At 74.7% G+C, this 15,141-nt stretch carries 13 protein-coding genes; 8 read left to right on the top strand and 5 right to left on the bottom strand.

The window, feature by feature from the left end; genetic code table 11:
- Positions 1-6 precede the first annotated feature (6 nt).
- The gene (locus tag ABD973_RS07640) at positions 7-1,419 is read left to right on the top strand and encodes a sensor histidine kinase (protein WP_125602857.1); all 1,413 of its coding nucleotides are present in this window, start codon (positions 7-9) and stop codon (positions 1,417-1,419) included.
- Here ABD973_RS07640 and ABD973_RS07635 read toward each other — a convergent pair.
- A complete protein-coding gene (locus tag ABD973_RS07635) occupies positions 1,416-3,527 on the bottom strand; it encodes an endo-beta-N-acetylglucosaminidase (protein WP_345499405.1) in 2,112 nt (703 codons plus the stop codon). The genes ABD973_RS07640 and ABD973_RS07635 overlap by 4 nt on opposite strands.
- A 101-nt stretch (positions 3,528-3,628) precedes the next feature.
- Positions 3,629-4,864, bottom strand: a complete 1,236-nt coding sequence (locus ABD973_RS07630) for a glycoside hydrolase 5 family protein (protein ID WP_345499403.1) — start codon at positions 4,862-4,864, stop codon at positions 3,629-3,631.
- A 292-nt stretch (positions 4,865-5,156) separates the two neighbouring features.
- Here ABD973_RS07630 and ABD973_RS07625 point away from each other — a divergent pair, with 292 nt between their 5' ends.
- Complete coding sequence (locus tag ABD973_RS07625) at positions 5,157-6,122, top strand: ROK family protein (protein ID WP_386382199.1); 966 nt, start codon at positions 5,157-5,159, stop codon at positions 6,120-6,122.
- On the opposite strand, the gene ABD973_RS07620 is transcribed toward ABD973_RS07625, so the two are convergent.
- On the bottom strand, positions 6,112-7,107 hold the full coding sequence (locus ABD973_RS07620) for a TAXI family TRAP transporter solute-binding subunit (protein ID WP_125602845.1): 996 nt from the start codon (positions 7,105-7,107) through the stop codon (positions 6,112-6,114). The genes ABD973_RS07625 and ABD973_RS07620 overlap by 11 nt on opposite strands.
- Positions 7,108-7,211: 104 nt before the next feature.
- On the opposite strand from ABD973_RS07620, the gene miaB reads away from it, so the two are divergent.
- Together miaB and ABD973_RS07610 are read left to right on the top strand one after the other, a co-directional pair.
- On the top strand, positions 7,212-8,732 hold the full coding sequence (gene miaB / locus ABD973_RS07615; RefSeq protein ID WP_125822775.1) for a tRNA (N6-isopentenyl adenosine(37)-C2)-methylthiotransferase MiaB: 1,521 nt from the start codon (positions 7,212-7,214) through the stop codon (positions 8,730-8,732).
- Between the two features lie 34 nt (positions 8,733-8,766).
- Complete coding sequence (locus ABD973_RS07610) at positions 8,767-9,489, top strand: class III extradiol ring-cleavage dioxygenase family protein (RefSeq protein WP_125822776.1); 723 nt, start codon at positions 8,767-8,769, stop codon at positions 9,487-9,489.
- Positions 9,490-9,580: 91 nt separating this feature from the next.
- Here ABD973_RS07610 and ABD973_RS07605 read toward each other — a convergent pair whose 3' ends face one another.
- The gene (locus tag ABD973_RS07605) at positions 9,581-9,826 is read right to left on the bottom strand and encodes an antitoxin (RefSeq protein WP_125822777.1); all 246 of its coding nucleotides are present in this window, start codon (positions 9,824-9,826) and stop codon (positions 9,581-9,583) included.
- A 22-nt stretch (positions 9,827-9,848) separates the two neighbouring features.
- Positions 9,849-10,100 carry a hypothetical protein gene (locus ABD973_RS07600; protein ID WP_125822778.1) on the bottom strand — a complete coding sequence of 84 codons (252 nt, stop codon included), beginning with the start codon at positions 10,098-10,100 and terminating at the stop codon, positions 9,849-9,851.
- A gap of 185 nt (positions 10,101-10,285) precedes the next feature.
- Between ABD973_RS07600 and miaA the strand changes: the two genes are divergently transcribed.
- From miaA to ABD973_RS07580, 4 genes are all read left to right on the top strand, one after another.
- Positions 10,286-11,224 (top strand): tRNA (adenosine(37)-N6)-dimethylallyltransferase MiaA, encoded by a 939-nt coding sequence (gene miaA, locus ABD973_RS07595; RefSeq protein WP_125822779.1) that lies wholly within the window; start codon positions 10,286-10,288, stop codon positions 11,222-11,224.
- Positions 11,225-11,335: 111 nt separating this feature from the next.
- Complete coding sequence (locus tag ABD973_RS07590) at positions 11,336-11,938, top strand: hypothetical protein (RefSeq protein ID WP_164721084.1); 603 nt, start codon at positions 11,336-11,338, stop codon at positions 11,936-11,938.
- 94 nt (positions 11,939-12,032) lie between these two features.
- Positions 12,033-12,908 carry a diaminopimelate epimerase gene (gene dapF / locus ABD973_RS07585; protein WP_125602840.1) on the top strand — a complete coding sequence of 292 codons (876 nt, stop codon included), beginning with the start codon at positions 12,033-12,035 and terminating at the stop codon, positions 12,906-12,908.
- Between the two features lie 140 nt (positions 12,909-13,048).
- Positions 13,049-15,127, top strand: a complete 2,079-nt coding sequence (locus ABD973_RS07580) for a RelA/SpoT family protein (protein WP_125822780.1) — start codon at positions 13,049-13,051, stop codon at positions 15,125-15,127.
- The last annotated feature ends 14 nt before the right edge of the window (positions 15,128-15,141 follow it).

Here is a 15,141-nt window from a genome sequence, read left to right as displayed (position 1 = left end):
CCCGCCGTGCGCACCCGGCTCCTCCCGCTCCTGGTCGTCCTCATGGCGGGCGTCCTGATCGCGCTCGGACTCCCGCTCGCCGTCAGCCTGGCCGCCGCCCAGCAGCAGCGGGTGGTGCTCGACCGCATCGACGACAGCGCCCGCTTCGCGGCCCTCGCGCAGTTCGTCATCGACGCCGAGGGCTCCGGAGCCACCGGCGCCGACGAACGCCGCAACACCCTCCAACTCGAACTCGCCCGCTACCAGGAGCTGTACGGCGTCCGCGTCGGCATCTTCTACCGCGACGACAACGCCATGGTCCGCGCCCCCGGCTGGTGGCAGCTGCCCGACTCCAAGGAAGGCAAGCGCGCCTTCGACGACGCCCTAGCCGGCCGGCGCAGCCACGACCCCGGCCAGGTCTGGCCCTGGCAGACCAACGGCAAACTCCTCGTCGTCTCCCCGGTCGTCCTCGACGGCGACGTCGTCGCCGTCGTCGCCACCGAATCACCCACCGACCAGATGCGCGCCCGGACCCTGCGCGGGTGGGCGGTCATCGCCGCCGGGCTCGCCGCCGCCATGCTGGTCGCCTTCGGCGCCGCCCTGCGCCTGACCAGCTGGGTGCTCAAGCCCGTGCGGACCCTGGACGCCGCCGCCCACGGCATCGCCACCGGACGGATGAACTCCCGCGTCGCCGCCGCGAGCGGCCCGCCGGAACTCAGACGCCTGGCCCGGTCGTTCAACGAGATGGCCGACAACGTCGAAGAGGTACTGGAGCAGCAGCGGGCGTTCGTGGCGGACGCCTCCCACCAGCTGCGCAACCCGCTCGCCGCACTGCTCCTGCGCATCGAGCTCCTCGCCCTCGAACTCCCCGAGGGCAACGAGGAGATCGCCTCCGTGCGCACCGAGGGCAAACGCCTCGCCCAGGTCCTGGACGACCTGCTGGACCTGGCGCTGGCCGAACACGCCTCCGCCGAGATCAGGCTCACCGACATCGGCGAGCTCGCCGCCGAACGGGTGGCCGCCTGGCGCCCCTACGCCGAGGAGAAGGGCGTACGGCTCACCGAGGCGGGCCGCAGCGCCGTCACCGGCTGGGCGGACCCCATCGCCCTGTCCAGCGCCCTCGACGCCGTCATCGACAACGCCCTGAAGTTCACCCCCGCCGGGGAGCAGGTCGAGGTGTCGGTCTCCGCCGAGGGACGCAGCGCGCTCGTCGTCGTCGCCGACCGGGGGCCCGGCCTGACCGAGGAGGAGCTGCTGCGCGTCGGCGACCGCTTCTGGCGCAGCGGCCGCCACCAGAACGTGAAGGGCTCCGGTCTCGGCCTGTCGATCTCCCGCGCCCTGCTCGCCTCGGGCGGCGGATCCATCTCCTACGAGACGAACCCGCCGCACGGGCTGCGCGTCACGGTGGCCGTGCCCCGCACCGACCCCCAGGAGGGTTAGGGCCAGGGCAGTTCGGTACGGGCCGCCGGGGAGGCGGCGTACGTCTCGTCCACCGTCCGGAGTTCCAGGACGGCCGCCCGCTCCCCGTCCGCCCGGACGAGCAAGGGGACGTGGAGGGCGGCCGCGCAGGTGCCGGCCAGGTAGCGGCGGGTGCCGTCGGGGAGGAGGCGGTGGAGCTCGTAGTGCCGGACCGGCCCGGCCGCCCGGTCCCAGCGCAGGCGGAGCGCCGCACGGCCGGCGCCCTGCCCGCAGACGGCCTCCACCCTCAGGTGCGAGGGCGGGGCCGGGGGCCGCCGCGCGGTGGTGTCGCGTACCGTCAGGGCCCCCAGACGCCAGGACACCGCCGCCTTCGCGGGCGCGGTGATCCGTACGGCAAGGGCGTACGCGGTCCTCCCGGCCAGGCGCGCGAGGGGCACGCGGGAGGTCCGCCAGCCCTGGCCGGGGCCCGCCGTGCCGGCCGGCAGCCAGGTGTACGGCACCGGCGCGCCCGGGGCGGACGGCTCGCGGACGGCGACGCCGAGTTCCACGGACACCGGCCCGGCGCCGGCACCAGCGTGGACCAGCTCCGCGACCGCCGAGCCGGGCAGGGGCAGGCGCGTCGAGTGCAGGCCCACGGCCACCGGGGCGGTGAGCGCCCCCGCCACCAGCAGGCTGGAGCCACCGCGCCAGGCGTCCGCGAAGTCCAGGGTCACCGACGGGCGCGCCCCGGCGGTGTCCACCACCCAGCGCCGGCCCGGGAGCCGGTCCTGGAGCGCCAGGTGGTTCCACGGCTCCTCGGAGGTGACAGCGCCGCCCTCGTACCAGCGCAGCCCGTGCCCGGTGTTGAAGGAGCAGCCGAACGGCAGCCCGGCGACCGTGGAGCGGTCCGCGGTGAACGTCGCCGGCGCCCGCCAGGCGGCCTGCGGCGCCGGCCGGGACGGGTCCCCCGACTCGCCCGTCCAGAACCGGTCGTCGGCGCGGTGGAACGCGCCGGGGGAGCGGTCCGCGAGGTGGTCGCGGGTCCACTCCGGCCGGTAGAGGCCCAAGCTGACCACGTGGTCGCGGTCGCGCGGGACGACGGCGTCCCAGTCGACGGCGGAGTCCCAGCCCCTGGACTCCACGTCCACCGCCGCCCACAGCTCGTGGCGGCTGCGGCCGAGCCGGCCGGCGAGGGCGCCCGAGTCGGCGAGGGTGCGCGCCGTCCAGCGGAAGTCCACGAACACCGTGTCCGCGACGGGTCCCGAACGGTCCTGGAAGAACTCCTGGTTGAGCGCGTTGAGGGCGCCCTGCCAGCCCACCCGGCCGGTGACGTTCATCGCGTCGTACCAGGTGATGCGCAGCCCGTGCGGGGAGCCCGCCGCCCGCAGCGCCCGCAGGAACTCCCGCATGCGGGTGGCGAGGACGCTGTCCCCGCCGTCCGTCTCGGCGTTGACGAACCAGCCGTCGAAGCCGTACGCCACCGCCACCCGGACCAGCTGCTCCGCGACCGGGAACCGGCCGTCGGGCTCCCGGCGCACCAGGTCGCGCGTCCACTGGAGGTCGCCGCCGTAGGGGACGGGCGGCAGGAAGACGTTGCCCAGCACCCGGACCCCGTTGCGATGGGCGGCGTCGACGACGGGCGCGTTCGGGGCCAGCACGAGGCCCTCGCCGGCGGAGCCGCCCCAGAAGACCAGCTCGTCGAGGTAGGCCCAGTGCGTCAGGGCGTAGTGGTCTGCGGTCGCCGAGCCCTGGGAGGGATTGCCGGAGGTCGGCCCGAACGAGACCAGCGCCGCTATCCGGGCCTGGCCGGCGCGGGCACCGCGGTGCGCGGGCACGGGGGTGAAGCGCGGGGCGAGCGGCACGGTCGCGGTGTTGTGGGCGAGGTCCGGGTCCGACTCCGGGCTCCAGTCGCCGAGCGAGCGCCAGACGACGCCGGGGGCGGGGGTGCCGTGGGGGAGGGAGCCGGGGAACCAGTAGGAGGCGTACGGGGTCAGGTCGCCGCCGGGCGGGGTGGCGGGGGCGGCGGCGGCCGCCGCCGGGGTGGGTGCGCCGAGGAGCGGGGCTCCGGAGGCGGTGGCGGCTGCGGCGGCTGCGGCGGCCAGGAGGGTGCGTCTGGCCGGGCGTAAGGGGGCGTGGCCGGAGTCGGACATCGGGGGCTCCTCACGGTGCGGCTCGGGCGGGGGTGGGGCCGGGGGAGGGGCGGCCGGGGACGGGCGAAGGCGGGGCGGGCTGGGCGGCCGGGGGCGGGCCGTCAGTCCACGTCCTCGACGCGGAGCACCCGGGCGATGCCCCGGCCCACAAGGTGGTCCGGCTCCTCGGCCCGGTCGGACAGGACCACCGCCGGGCGGGCGCCCCGCGCCGTCAGGGCGGCCCAGGCTTCGAAGAACGGGCCGCCCGGGGCGCAGGCCGAGCGGCCGCGGGACTCGTCCAGGACGAGCGCGGTGTCGCGTACGGGCGGGCGGTGTTCGCGGCCCCGCCAGGCCGCCGCGACGCGGGCCAGGACGGTCCCGGCGGGCTTGGGCCGGCGGTCGTTGGTCAGCAGGCCCAGGCCGTACTCCAACTCCGGGAAGTCCGCGAGCTCCCGGGACACGTCGTGCGAGCACCACCAGGTCACCCCCCACAGCCCGGGGCAGTCCAGGGCGGCCTCCAGCGTGGCGGCCGTGAACCGCGCGGCGTGCTCCGGGGGGATCAGCGGCGCCGGCGCCCCGACCTCCTGGAGCCACACCGGGCGCGCCGGGTCCTCGGCCCAGGCCTTCGACAGCTCGACCAGGTACGCCGCGTGGTGCTCGGTGGCCGTCCCGGTCCGGCCGTGGCGCTGCGCGGTGCCGTTGAACACCCACGAGTGCACGGCGGTGGCCGCGCCCAGCCGGGCCGCCTGGGCCGGGGTGAAGGGGTGCCCGTCCTGGTACCAGGCGGCGTCGTACTCGGCGTGCACGTGCGGCCGTCCCGGGGCGCCCCGCTCGCAGGCGGCGAGCATCCGCTCCAGCCAGCGTCCGGCCTGCTCGGGGGTGACGGGGTCGGGGTCGGGGTGAGGGGGGCCCGAGAACTGGTTGATCTCGTTGCCCACCGTCATCCCGAGGAAGTTCGGCCGGCCGGCCAGGGCGGCGGCGAGGGTGCGCAGGTACTCCTCCTGTGCCGCGACGGTCTCCGGGTCGGTGAAGAGGTTCCGCCGGTGCCAGGTCCGCGTCCAGGAGGGCAGGAAGTCGAAGCTCGACAGGTGTCCCTGGAGGCCGTCCACGGCGACGTCGAGCCCGCGCGCGGCGGCCGCGTCGGCGAGGGCGACGAGCTGCTCGACGGCGCGCGGCCGGATCAGCGCGCGGTTGGGCTGGAAGAGCGGCCACAGCGGGAACACCCGTACGTGGTCCAGGCCCAGGGCGGCGATCGAGTCGAGGTCGGCCCCGACCTCGGCGAGGTCGAAGTCCAGCCAGTGGTGGAACCAGCCGCGTGCCGGGGTGTAGTTGACGCCGAAGCGCAGGGTGCGGTGCATGGCAGGGTCCCGGGTTCTCGGGGAATGCGCCGGACGCCCCCAAACTGCCCGGCCGCACGGGGCCCGGTCAACAGCGCCTTTGCCGCCGGGCGGCCGGAACCGCGTCCGTGACACCGCCGGGTTCGGGCGGCTCGCGGCCGAGGAGCTCCTAGCCGACGGCCCGCCCCGGGCCGGGGGAGCGAGCCGCGCCGGCGGGAACCCCGCGGGAGTACGGCCCCTCCGGCGGCGGCATACTGAAATCCGACCCCCTGGCAGGAGCGCCTCCGTGACCACCCCCACCTCAGCCTTGCCCGTGCCGCGCGGCGCCGCCGCGGCCGCCGTCGCCGGACCGACCGTGGCGATCGACATCGGCGGCACGAAGATCGCCGGGGCGCTGGTCCACCCCGACGGCGCGATGACCGCGGTCACCCGGCGTCCCACCCCGCGCGGGACGGACGCCGACGGGGTCATGGCGGCGGTCGCCGAGGTCGTCGCGGACCTGGCGCGGGACCCCCTGTGGGGGGAGGCCGTCCGCTGCGGCATCGGCAGCGCCGGCCCCGTGGACACCTCGCGGGGCACCGTGAGCCCGGTCAACATCGGGGCCTGGCGGGAGTTCCCCGTGCAGGAGCGGACCGCCGCCGAGCTGGCCGCGCACGGGGCCCGGATCCCGGTCGTCCTGGCCGGCGACGGCGTGGCCATGACGGCCGCCGAGCACTGGCTCGGTGCCGCCCGGGGGCACGCGAACGCCCTGTGCATGGTGGTCTCCACCGGGGTCGGGGGCGGGCTGATCCTGAACAACCAGCTCCACCCCGGTCCCACCGGCAACGCCGGTCACATCGGCCACATCAGCGTCGCGTTCGACGGCGAGCGGTGCGTCTGCGGCGGCCACGGCTGCGTCGAGTCCCTCGCCTCCGGGACCGCCATCGCCCGCTGGGCCCTCGCCCAGGGCTGGACCGGCCCCGACCCCACCGCGGCGGGCGTCGCCGCCTCCGCCGCGGCCGGCGACCCGGTGGCGCTGGCCGCCTTCGACCGGGCCGGGCGGGCCCTGGCCGCGGCCATCGCGGCCACCGCCACCCTGGTCGAGACCGACATCGCGGTGATCGGGGGCGGGGTCGCCGCCAGCGGGGACACCCTCTTCGAACCGATCCGGCGGCACCTGGCCTCGTACGCGACCCTGTCCTTCGTCAAGGGCCTCCGGGTCGTCCCGGCCACCCTCGGCACCCACGCCGGACTGATCGGCGCGGCCGCCGCCGCGATGATGCTGCTGCCTACGGCTTGACCGAGCGGTAGTACCGCCGGGCCCCCTCGTGCAGGTCCAGCGGGTCCGTGTAGATCGCCGTCCGCAGGTCCACCAGCTGCGCGGCGTGCACCTCGTGCCCGATCCGGTCCCGGCTGAGGATCACCGTCCGCGTGAACTGCTCGGTCAGCTCCGTGCCCGTGTCCTCCCGGGTCACCAGCAGGTTCGGCACCGCCAGCGTGGCCACCGCCGAGGTGTTGCGGGCCCGCGCGTACGCGTCCTGCGGCATCACCGCGGCGCGGTAGTACCGGGCCGGGCTGCCGCTGGCCTGGAGCTGCTCGACCAGGTCGCCCAGCTGCACGAGCCGGATGTCGAAGCGCTCCGACAGCTCGTGCACGGCGTTCGTCGGGAGCCCGCCCGACCAGAAGAAGGCGTCGATCCGCCCCGCCTCCAGCTCGGCGGGCATGGTGTCGATGCCGATCCCGACGGGGCTGATGTCCTTGCGCGGATCCAGCTTGGCCGCCTTCAGCAGCCGTTCCGAGACCAGCCTGACCCCGGAGCCGTCCTGCCCCACCGCGACCCGCTTGCCCCGCAGGTCGCGGACCGACTGCACGGGCGAGCCCGCCGGCACCACCAGCTGCACGTAGTCGTCGTAGAGCCGTGCGCAGCCGCGCAGCCGGTCGGCGCCCGGCTTCCCGTCGGCCCGGTACTTGGACACCGCGTCCGCCGTGGCGATCGTGAAGTCGGCCTGCCCGGCGGCGACCCGCTGGAGGTTCTGCTGCGAACCCTCGCTGGGCTCCAGACGCACCTTGACGCCCGGCATGTCCTGCGCGAGCGCCCCCTCCAGCAGCTGCCCGTAGCGGTGGTACACACCGGTACGCACCCCCGTGCTGAAGGTCAGCCCGCCCTTGAGCTCCGGCTCCCAGAAGGGCTTCGGCCACCACAGCAGCCCCCCGAGCACGGCCAGTACGGCGACCAGGCCCAGGAGGAGGCGGCGCCGGCTGATGCGGGGAGGTACGAGGGGCATGACGGGATCCTCCCACCCGCCCCGCCCGCCTGTCACGGCCGGTCCGGTCCGGGCGGGGACACCGGGCGACCGGAGGGCCCTCCGGCACCGCCTACCCTTGTTCCATGACCAGCAGCGGCGACCGGAGCACGGCAGTGGTGGACCCCAAGGGAACTTACGAGGTGCGCACCTACGGGTGCCAGATGAACGTGCACGACTCCGAGCGGCTCTCCGGTCTGCTGGAGGACGCCGGCTACGTCCGCGCGCCCGAGGGCTCCGACGGCGACGCGGACGTGGTCGTCTTCAACACCTGCGCCGTCCGCGAGAACGCCGACAACAAGCTGTACGGCAACCTCGGCCGGCTGGCCCCGATGAAGACGAAGCGCCCCGGCATGCAGATCGCCGTCGGCGGCTGCCTCGCCCAGAAGGACCGCGACACCATCGTCAAGAAGGCCCCCTGGGTCGACGTGGTCTTCGGCACGCACAACATCGGCAAGCTGCCGGTCCTCCTGGAGCGCGCCCGCGTCCAGGAAGAGGCCCAGATCGAGATCGCCGAGTCGCTGGAGGCCTTCCCCTCCACCCTCCCGACCCGCCGCGAGTCCGCGTACGCCGCCTGGGTCTCGATCTCCGTCGGCTGCAACAACACCTGCACCTTCTGCATCGTCCCGGCGCTGCGCGGCAAGGAGGAGGACCGCCGCCCCGGCGACATCCTCGCCGAGGTCGAGGCCCTGGTCGCCGAGGGCGTCTCGGAGATCACCCTGCTCGGCCAGAACGTCAACGCCTACGGCTCCGACCTCGGCGACCGCGAGGCGTTCAGCAAGCTCCTGCGCGCCTGCGGGCAGATCGAGGGCCTGGAGCGGGTCCGCTTCACCTCCCCGCACCCCAAGGACTTCACCGACGACGTCATCGCCGCCATGGCCGAGACCCCGAACGTGATGCCGCAGCTGCACATGCCGCTCCAGTCGGGTTCGGACCCGATCCTGCGGGCAATGCGCCGGTCGTACCGGCAGGAGCGTTTCCTCGGGATCATCGAGAAGGTCCGCGCCGCGATCCCGCACGCCGCGATCTCCACCGACATCATCGTGGGCTTCCCCGGCGAGACCGAGGAGGACTTCCAGCAGACGATGCACGTCGTGCGCGAGGCCCGCTTCGCCAGCGCCTTCACCTTCCAGTACTCCAAGCGCCCCGGCACCCCGGCCGCGGAGATGGAGGGGCAGATCCCCAAGGAGGTCGTCCAGGACCGCTACATGCGCCTGGTCGCCCTCCAGGAGGAGATCTCCTGGGAGGAGAACAAGAAGCAGGTCGGCCGCACCCTGGAGGTCATGGTCGCCGAGGGCGAGGGCCGCAAGGACGGCGCCACCGCCCGGCTGTCCGGCCGCGCGCCCGACAACCGCCTCGTCCACTTCACCAAGCCCGACGAGGACGTCCGCCCCGGCGACGTGGTCACCGTGGAGATCACCTACGCGGCCCCGCACCACCTCCTCGCCGAGGGCCCCACGCAGTCCGTGCGCCGCACCCGCGCCGGGGACGCCTGGGAGAAGCGCAACGCCGCCCCGGCGCAGCCGGCGGGCGTCCTGCTCGGCATCCCGTCCATCGGCGTCCCGGCCCCGCTGCCGCCGGCCGTCTCGGGCTGCGCGATCGACTGACCGGAGGAGGGCGGAGGCGGCTAGGCTGCGGATCATGCTCGTAGCCGCCGCCGTCTGCCCCGCCCCGCCGCTCCTCGTGCCGGAGGTCGCCGCGGGCGCCGCCGCCGAACTCGGCGACGCCCGTACCGCCTGCTCCGACGCCCTGGCCGTGCTCGCCGCGGCCCGGCCCGACCTGCTGGTCGTGGTCGGTGCGGCGGCCGAGGGCGGTGGCTACGACCAGGGCACCCCCGGCGGCTTCGCCGGCTTCGGCGTGGACCTGACCGTCACCCTGGGCCCGGACCCGGCCGGACCGCCGAGCGGCGAAGTCACCGGCGCCGTCCTCCCGCCCTCCCTCGCGGTGGCCGGCTGGCTGCTCGGGCAGGCCCGCTGGGCGGCGGCCCCGGTCGCCGGGGTGGCCGTCGCCGAGGACCTCCCGACGAGCGGCTGCGGCCTGCTGGGCGCGGACCTGGGCCGCTCCGCGGACCGGGTGGCCATGCTGGTCATGGGCGACGGGAGCGCCTGCCGGACCCTGAAGGCCCCCGGCTACCTGGACGAACGGGCCGCCGCCTTCGACGCCGCCGCCGGACGCGCCCTGGGCGCCGCCGACACCGGCGCGCTCGCCGCGCTGGACCCGGCTCTCGCCGCCGAGCTGCTGGCCGCGGGCCGGGCGCCGTGGCAGGTGCTGGCCGGGGCCGCGGAGGGCGCGGGCCTGGACGGCCGGCTGCTGTACGAGGACGCCCCGTACGGCGTCGGCTACTTCGTGGCCGCCTGGTCGTAGCCGGCGCGGGCGCGGGGCCCGCCCGCAGGCACGTACGCCGTACGACGGAGGGGCGCGGGACCGTCCGGTCCCGCGCCCCTCCGGTACCGCGTCAGGGAGCGGCCGGCGGCGTCGGCCCGCCGGGGGTGTCCTTGTGCGCGATCTTGCCCAGGGCGTCCTTGGCCTTGTCCGCGCCGGTCGTGATCCGGGCGCTGTACTTGCCATGGGTCTTGGAGTCCACGACCTTGGCGACCTTGTCCAGGCCCTCGCCGATCCTGCCCTCGTGCTGCTGCGCGAGGTCGCCGACCTTCTCCTTCGCCGGAGCGAGCTTGGCCTTCAGATTGTCCATGAACCCCATGGGTCACCTTCCAGTGGCGTGACTACGTGCGGGCGCCCTCGCCGGCCCCGCTGTCCGCGGCCGCCTCCACCGACTGCTGCTTCGGGATCTCCACGGCCTCCGCCGCGGCGGTCCCGGCCGCAGCGGATCCGGCTTCCCCGACCTCAGCGACCTCCTCGGCCCCCACGGCCGGCTCGGTCTTCGCGTCCAGCGCCTCCGCCGTCCCGGCCTCGGCGGCGGCCGGTTCGGCCACTACCTCTTCCTTGCGACGAAAAATCCGGTCAAAAACGCCCATGTCTGCTCCCATAACGTTACTCGTGCGGGTGAAGTTCCGCCCTGGCCGAACCGGTGTCCACCACAGGGGCGCCAGGCGCACGCCGGGCCGGAACCTCTTCAGGGCAACGACCCCGCCCGCACCCCGTCACCTCACCCGATCGGGTACATGACGGTGTCTTGACCGGGGGCTGCGAGACTGTGTCGGTGAGGAATGCAGCCCCCGCCCCGCGGGTCATCGCCGTCGTCGGTCCCACCGCGGCCGGAAAGTCCGACCTGGGCGTCGCCCTGGCCCGCCACTTCGACGGCGAGGTCGTCAACGCCGACTCCATGCAGCTCTACCGGGGGATGGACATCGGCACCGCCAAGCTGACGCTCGAGGAGCGCGGCGGGGTCCCGCACCACCTCCTCGACATCTGGGACGTCACCGAGACCGCCAGCGTCGCCGAGTACCAGCGCCTGGCCCGCGCCGAGATCGACAAGCTGCTCGCCCAGGGCCGCACGCCCGTCCTCGTCGGCGGATCCGGCCTCTACGTCCGCGGCGCCCTCGACGCCATGGAGTTCCCCGGCACCGACCCCGAGGTACGGGCCCGGCTGGAGGAGGAGGCCACCCTCCGCGGCCCCGGTGCCCTGCACGCCCGCCTCGCCGCCGCCGACCCGGCCGCCGCCGCCGCGATCCTGCCCAGCAACGCCCGCCGTATCGTCCGCGCCCTGGAAGTCATCGAGATCACCGGCAAGCCCTTCACCGCCAACCTGCCCGGCCACGAGTCCGTCTACGACACCGTCCAGATCGGCGTCGACGTGGCCCGCCCCGAACTCGACGAGCGCATCGCACTGCGCGTGGACCGCATGTGGGACGACGGCCTGGTCGACGAGGTCCGCGCCCTGGAGGCCCAGGGCCTGCGCGACGGCATCACCGCCTCCCGAGCCCTGGGCTACCAGCAGGTACTGGCGGCCCTCGCGGGCGAATGCACCGAGGACGAGGCCAAGGCCGAGACCGTGCGCGCCACCAAGCGCTTCGCCCGCCGCCAGGACTCCTGGTTCCGCCGCGACCCCCGCGTGCACTGGCTCAGCGGAGCCGCCGCCGACCGGGGGGAACTCCCCGGACTCGCGCAGTCGTTGGTCGAACGAGCGGTCACAGCCTGATCACGTGATTGCATCGGGAAGCCCCGTGTGCCCGTTGCGGGCCCGGGTCCGTGCCATCATCAAACTTCTGAACAGTGGCGTACGAAGTCCGAGTGGGGAGGGCGCGTGGCTATGGAGGCCGGCCCTCGTGACACGGGGCGGGACGACACCAGGCGGGGAGCGGACCCGATGCTCCGAAGCGGGCCAGGCGAGCCTGGCGTGCCCGCCGGTCCCGGCACGCCGGACGCCCCGGCGGGCCCCGGCGGCACCGGGAGCGCGGGGAGTGCCGGGAGTGCCGACACGGCCGCCGACGGTCTCGGCCTGCCCGCCGAACCGGCCCGGCTGAGCCCCGACGGCCCCGACGCCCCGGAGCCCGGCACGGAGGCGGCCGCCGGCCCCGAGTTCGAGGTCGAGCTGCGCCCACAGCGCCGCCTGCGCATCTGGCAGATCGCCCCCATCGTGATGCTGGCCGCCGCCGGCTCCCTGATGTTCGCCTTCCCCCTCGCCTTCGAGTTCGGGGACGGGGGCGCCGTCGTCGCCATGCTCGGCTTCCTCATCAGCTCCTGCGCGGGCGGCTGGGGCATGATGGCCGCGCGCCGCGTCGGCTACACCTGGCCCGGGCTGCCGCCGCGCGGCAGCGGCCGCCGCCCCGACTGGCGGATGGCCGCGCTGTACGCGCTGGTCGCGCTGGCCGTCGTAGCACTCGCCGTGTACCGCGTGGCCCGGCTGCGCTGACCGCGCCGCCCGGCCGCCACCCCCCGGCGGACCCGGCCTGACCGCATGCTGATCCCGCAGGCCACGGCCGTGGACCGCTCGGTACCATGGGCGGGTGACGCACACCACCCTCTCCTTCCTCAAGGGTCACGGGACCGAGAACGACTTCGTGATCGTCCCCGACCCGGACAACGCCGTCGACCTGCCCCCGACCGCCGTCGCCGCCCTGTGCGACCGCCGGGCCGGCATCGGCGCCGACGGTGTGCTGCACGTGGTCCGCTCCGCCGCCCACCCCGAGGCCGCGCACATGGCCGACGAGGCCGAGTGGTTCATGGACTACCGCAACAGCGACGGCTCCGTCGCCGAGATGTGCGGCAACGGCGTCCGCGTCTTCGCCCGCTACCTCCAGCACGCCGGGCACGTCGAGCCCGGCGACCTCGCCGTCGCCACCCGCGGCGGCGTCAAGCAGGTCCACCTCGACAAGACCGGCGACGTCACCGTCTCCATGGGCCGCGCCCTGCTCCCCGAGGGCGACGTCACCGTCTCCGTCGGCGAGCGCACCTGGCCCGCGCGCAACGTGAACATGGGGAACCCGCACGCCGTCGCGTTCGTTGAAAGTCTCGACCACGCCGGCGACCTGTACAGCCCCCCGCCGTTCAGCCCCGCCTCCGCCTACCCCACGGGGGTCAACGTCGAGTTCGTCGTCGACCGCGGCCCGCGGCACGTCGCCATGCGCGTCCACGAGCGCGGCTCCGGCGAGACCCGTTCCTGCGGCACCGGCGCCTGCGCCGTCGCCGTCGCCGCCATCCGCCGGGACGGAGCCGACCCCGCCGAGACCGGTCAGCCCGTCTCGTACACCGTCGACCTGCCCGGCGGCACCCTCGTCATCACCGAACACCCCGACGGCCGCGTCGACATGACCGGACCCGCCGTCATCGTCGCCTCCGGCGAGTTCGAAGCCGCCTGGCTCACCGAAACGGCTTTCGCCTGAAGATTCCCTCTCATGGGTGATCCGTTTCACGCTGAGCGAGAGGTGGACTGCGCCACGTGGTGGGGTCGGTAACATCAGGCACCGGCCCTGAGGGCTCACCCCATGCCCACCACCGCCGGTCGAAGCCGCCGGAGGTGCCCATGAGTGCAGAGGCCACGAACCCCGAAGCACATGCCGAGATGCGCCCTGAGCTGCGCAGACGAGGCCGTAGCCGACTAGATCTGCGCCGCCTGGGACGTGCGGCCCTGCTCGGGCCCACATCCCGCGACCGCCTGCCCGACGCCATCGGGCACGTAGCAGAAGCCCACCGTGCCCACCATCCGGACGCCGACCTGTCCATCCTGCGGAAGGCCTACCTGCTCGCGGAGCACTCCCACCGCGGCCAGATGCGCAAGAGCGGTGAGCCGTACATCACACATCCGCTCGCCGTCACCCTCATCCTCGCCGAACTCGGCGCCGAGACCACCACCCTGACGGCCTCTCTGCTGCACGACACCGTCGAGGACACCGATGTGACCCTCGAGCAGGTCCGGGAGGAGTTCGGCGACGAGGTCTGCTTCATCGTCGACGGCGTCACCAAGGTCGAGAAGATCGACTACGGGGCCGCCGCCGAGCCCGAGACCTTCCGCAAGATGCTCGTCGCCACCGGCAACGACGTCCGCGTCATGTCCATCAAACTCGCCGACCGGCTGCACAACATGCGCACCCTCGGCGTGATGCGCCCCGAGAAACAGGCCCGCATCGCCAAGGTCACCCGCGACGTCCTGATCCCGCTCGCCGAACGCCTCGGCGTCCAGGCCCTCAAGACCGAGCTGGAAGACCTCGTCTTCGCGATCCTGCACCCCGAGGAGTACGAGCACACCCGCGCCCTCATCGCCGCCCGCGCCGGCCAGGACGACCCCCTCGCCGCCATCGCCGACTCCGTCCGCACCGTCCTGCGCGACGCCGGCATCGCCGCGGAGGTCCAGGTACGCCCCCGGCACTTCGTCTCCCTCCACCGCATCTCCCGCCAGCGCGGCGAACTGCGCGGCTCCGACTTCGGACGCATCCTCGTCCTCGTCGCCGAGAACGCCGACTGCTACGGGGTGCTCGGCGAACTCCACACCTGCTTCACCCCGGTCGTCTCCGAGTTCAAGGACTTCATCGCCGTACCGAAGTTCAACCTCTACCAGTCGCTGCACACCGCCGTCGCCGTCCCCGAGGGGTACGTCGCCGAGGTCATCGTCCGCACCCGCCAGATGCACCGCGTCGCCGAAGCCGGCGTCGTCGCCCTCGGCAACCCGTACGCCACCGCCGAGGCCGCCGCCGCCGACTGCGACGAGGAACGAGTCGACCCCACCCGCCCCGGCTGGCTCTCCCGCCTCCTCGACTGGCAGCAGTCCGCACCCGACCCCGACACCTTCTGGAGCGTGCTGCGCGCCGAACTCGCCCAGGACCGGGAGATCACCGTCTTCCGCGCCGACGGGGGCACCCTGGGCCTGCCGGCCGGCGCCAGCTGTATCGACGCCGCCTACGCGCAGCACGGCGAGGCGGCCCACGGCTGTATCGGCGCCCGCGTCAACGGGCGCCTCACCTCCCTCTCCTCGCCGCTCTCCGACGGCGACACCGTCCAGCTGCTCCTCGCGCAGGACGCCTCCTCCGGACCCGCCGCCGACTGGCTGGACCACGCCAGGACCCCGGCCGCCCGGATCGCCATCGGCAGCTGGCTCCAGACCCACCCCGACGGCCCCGGCCCCGCCACCGCCGCACCCCGGGCACCGCTGTCCGTGCCGGGGCTGCGCGGCGGCGGGGGCAACGCCGTCGCCGACCTCCCCGACGCGCACGTCCGCCTCGCCGGATGCTGCACCCCGGTACCGCCGGACGCGGTCGCGGGATTCCTCGTACGCGGCGGGGCCGTCACCGTCCACCGGGAGCACTGCCCGGCCGTGGCCCAGATGCGCTCCCTGGGCCGCACCTCGGTCGCCGTGCACTGGAGGGCCACCGCCGACTGCCGGGTCACCCTCACCGCCGAATCGTTCGGGCGCCCGCACCTGCTGGCCGACCTGACCGAGGCCATCGCCCGGCTGGGGGTCGAGGTCGTCTCCGCCACGGTCGAACCGCCCGTCGAACAGCGCGTCCACCACAGCTACACGCTCCAACTGCCCGACGCGGCCGTGCTGCCCGCCCTGATGCGGGCGATGCGCGACGTACCCGGCGTGTACGACGTCAGCCGGGTGTAGAGGGGGCCGGGGGC

This window comes from Streptomyces racemochromogenes (genome assembly GCF_039535215.1).
Classification (GTDB): domain Bacteria; phylum Actinomycetota; class Actinomycetes; order Streptomycetales; family Streptomycetaceae; genus Streptomyces; species Streptomyces racemochromogenes.
This window is presented reverse-complemented; position numbering and strand designations above follow the sequence as displayed.

Coding starts and splice junctions, on each gene's coding strand:
- ABD973_RS07635 (WP_345499405.1), bottom strand. CDS start 3,527: ATGTCCGACTCCGGCCACGCCCCCTTACGCCCGGCCAGACGCACCCTC.
- ABD973_RS07600 (WP_125822778.1), bottom strand. CDS start 10,100: ATGGGCGTTTTTGACCGGATTTTTCGTCGCAAGGAAGAGGTAGTGGCC.
- ABD973_RS07610 (WP_125822776.1), top strand. CDS start 8,767: ATGCTCGTAGCCGCCGCCGTCTGCCCCGCCCCGCCGCTCCTCGTGCCG.
- ABD973_RS07580 (WP_125822780.1), top strand. CDS start 13,049: ATGAGTGCAGAGGCCACGAACCCCGAAGCACATGCCGAGATGCGCCCT.
- ABD973_RS07630 (WP_345499403.1), bottom strand. CDS start 4,864: ATGCACCGCACCCTGCGCTTCGGCGTCAACTACACCCCGGCACGCGGC.
- ABD973_RS07620 (WP_125602845.1), bottom strand. CDS start 7,107: ATGCCCCTCGTACCTCCCCGCATCAGCCGGCGCCGCCTCCTCCTGGGC.
- miaB (WP_125822775.1), top strand. CDS start 7,212: ATGACCAGCAGCGGCGACCGGAGCACGGCAGTGGTGGACCCCAAGGGA.
- ABD973_RS07605 (WP_125822777.1), bottom strand. CDS start 9,826: ATGGGGTTCATGGACAATCTGAAGGCCAAGCTCGCTCCGGCGAAGGAG.
- ABD973_RS07590 (WP_164721084.1), top strand. CDS start 11,336: ATGGAGGCCGGCCCTCGTGACACGGGGCGGGACGACACCAGGCGGGGA.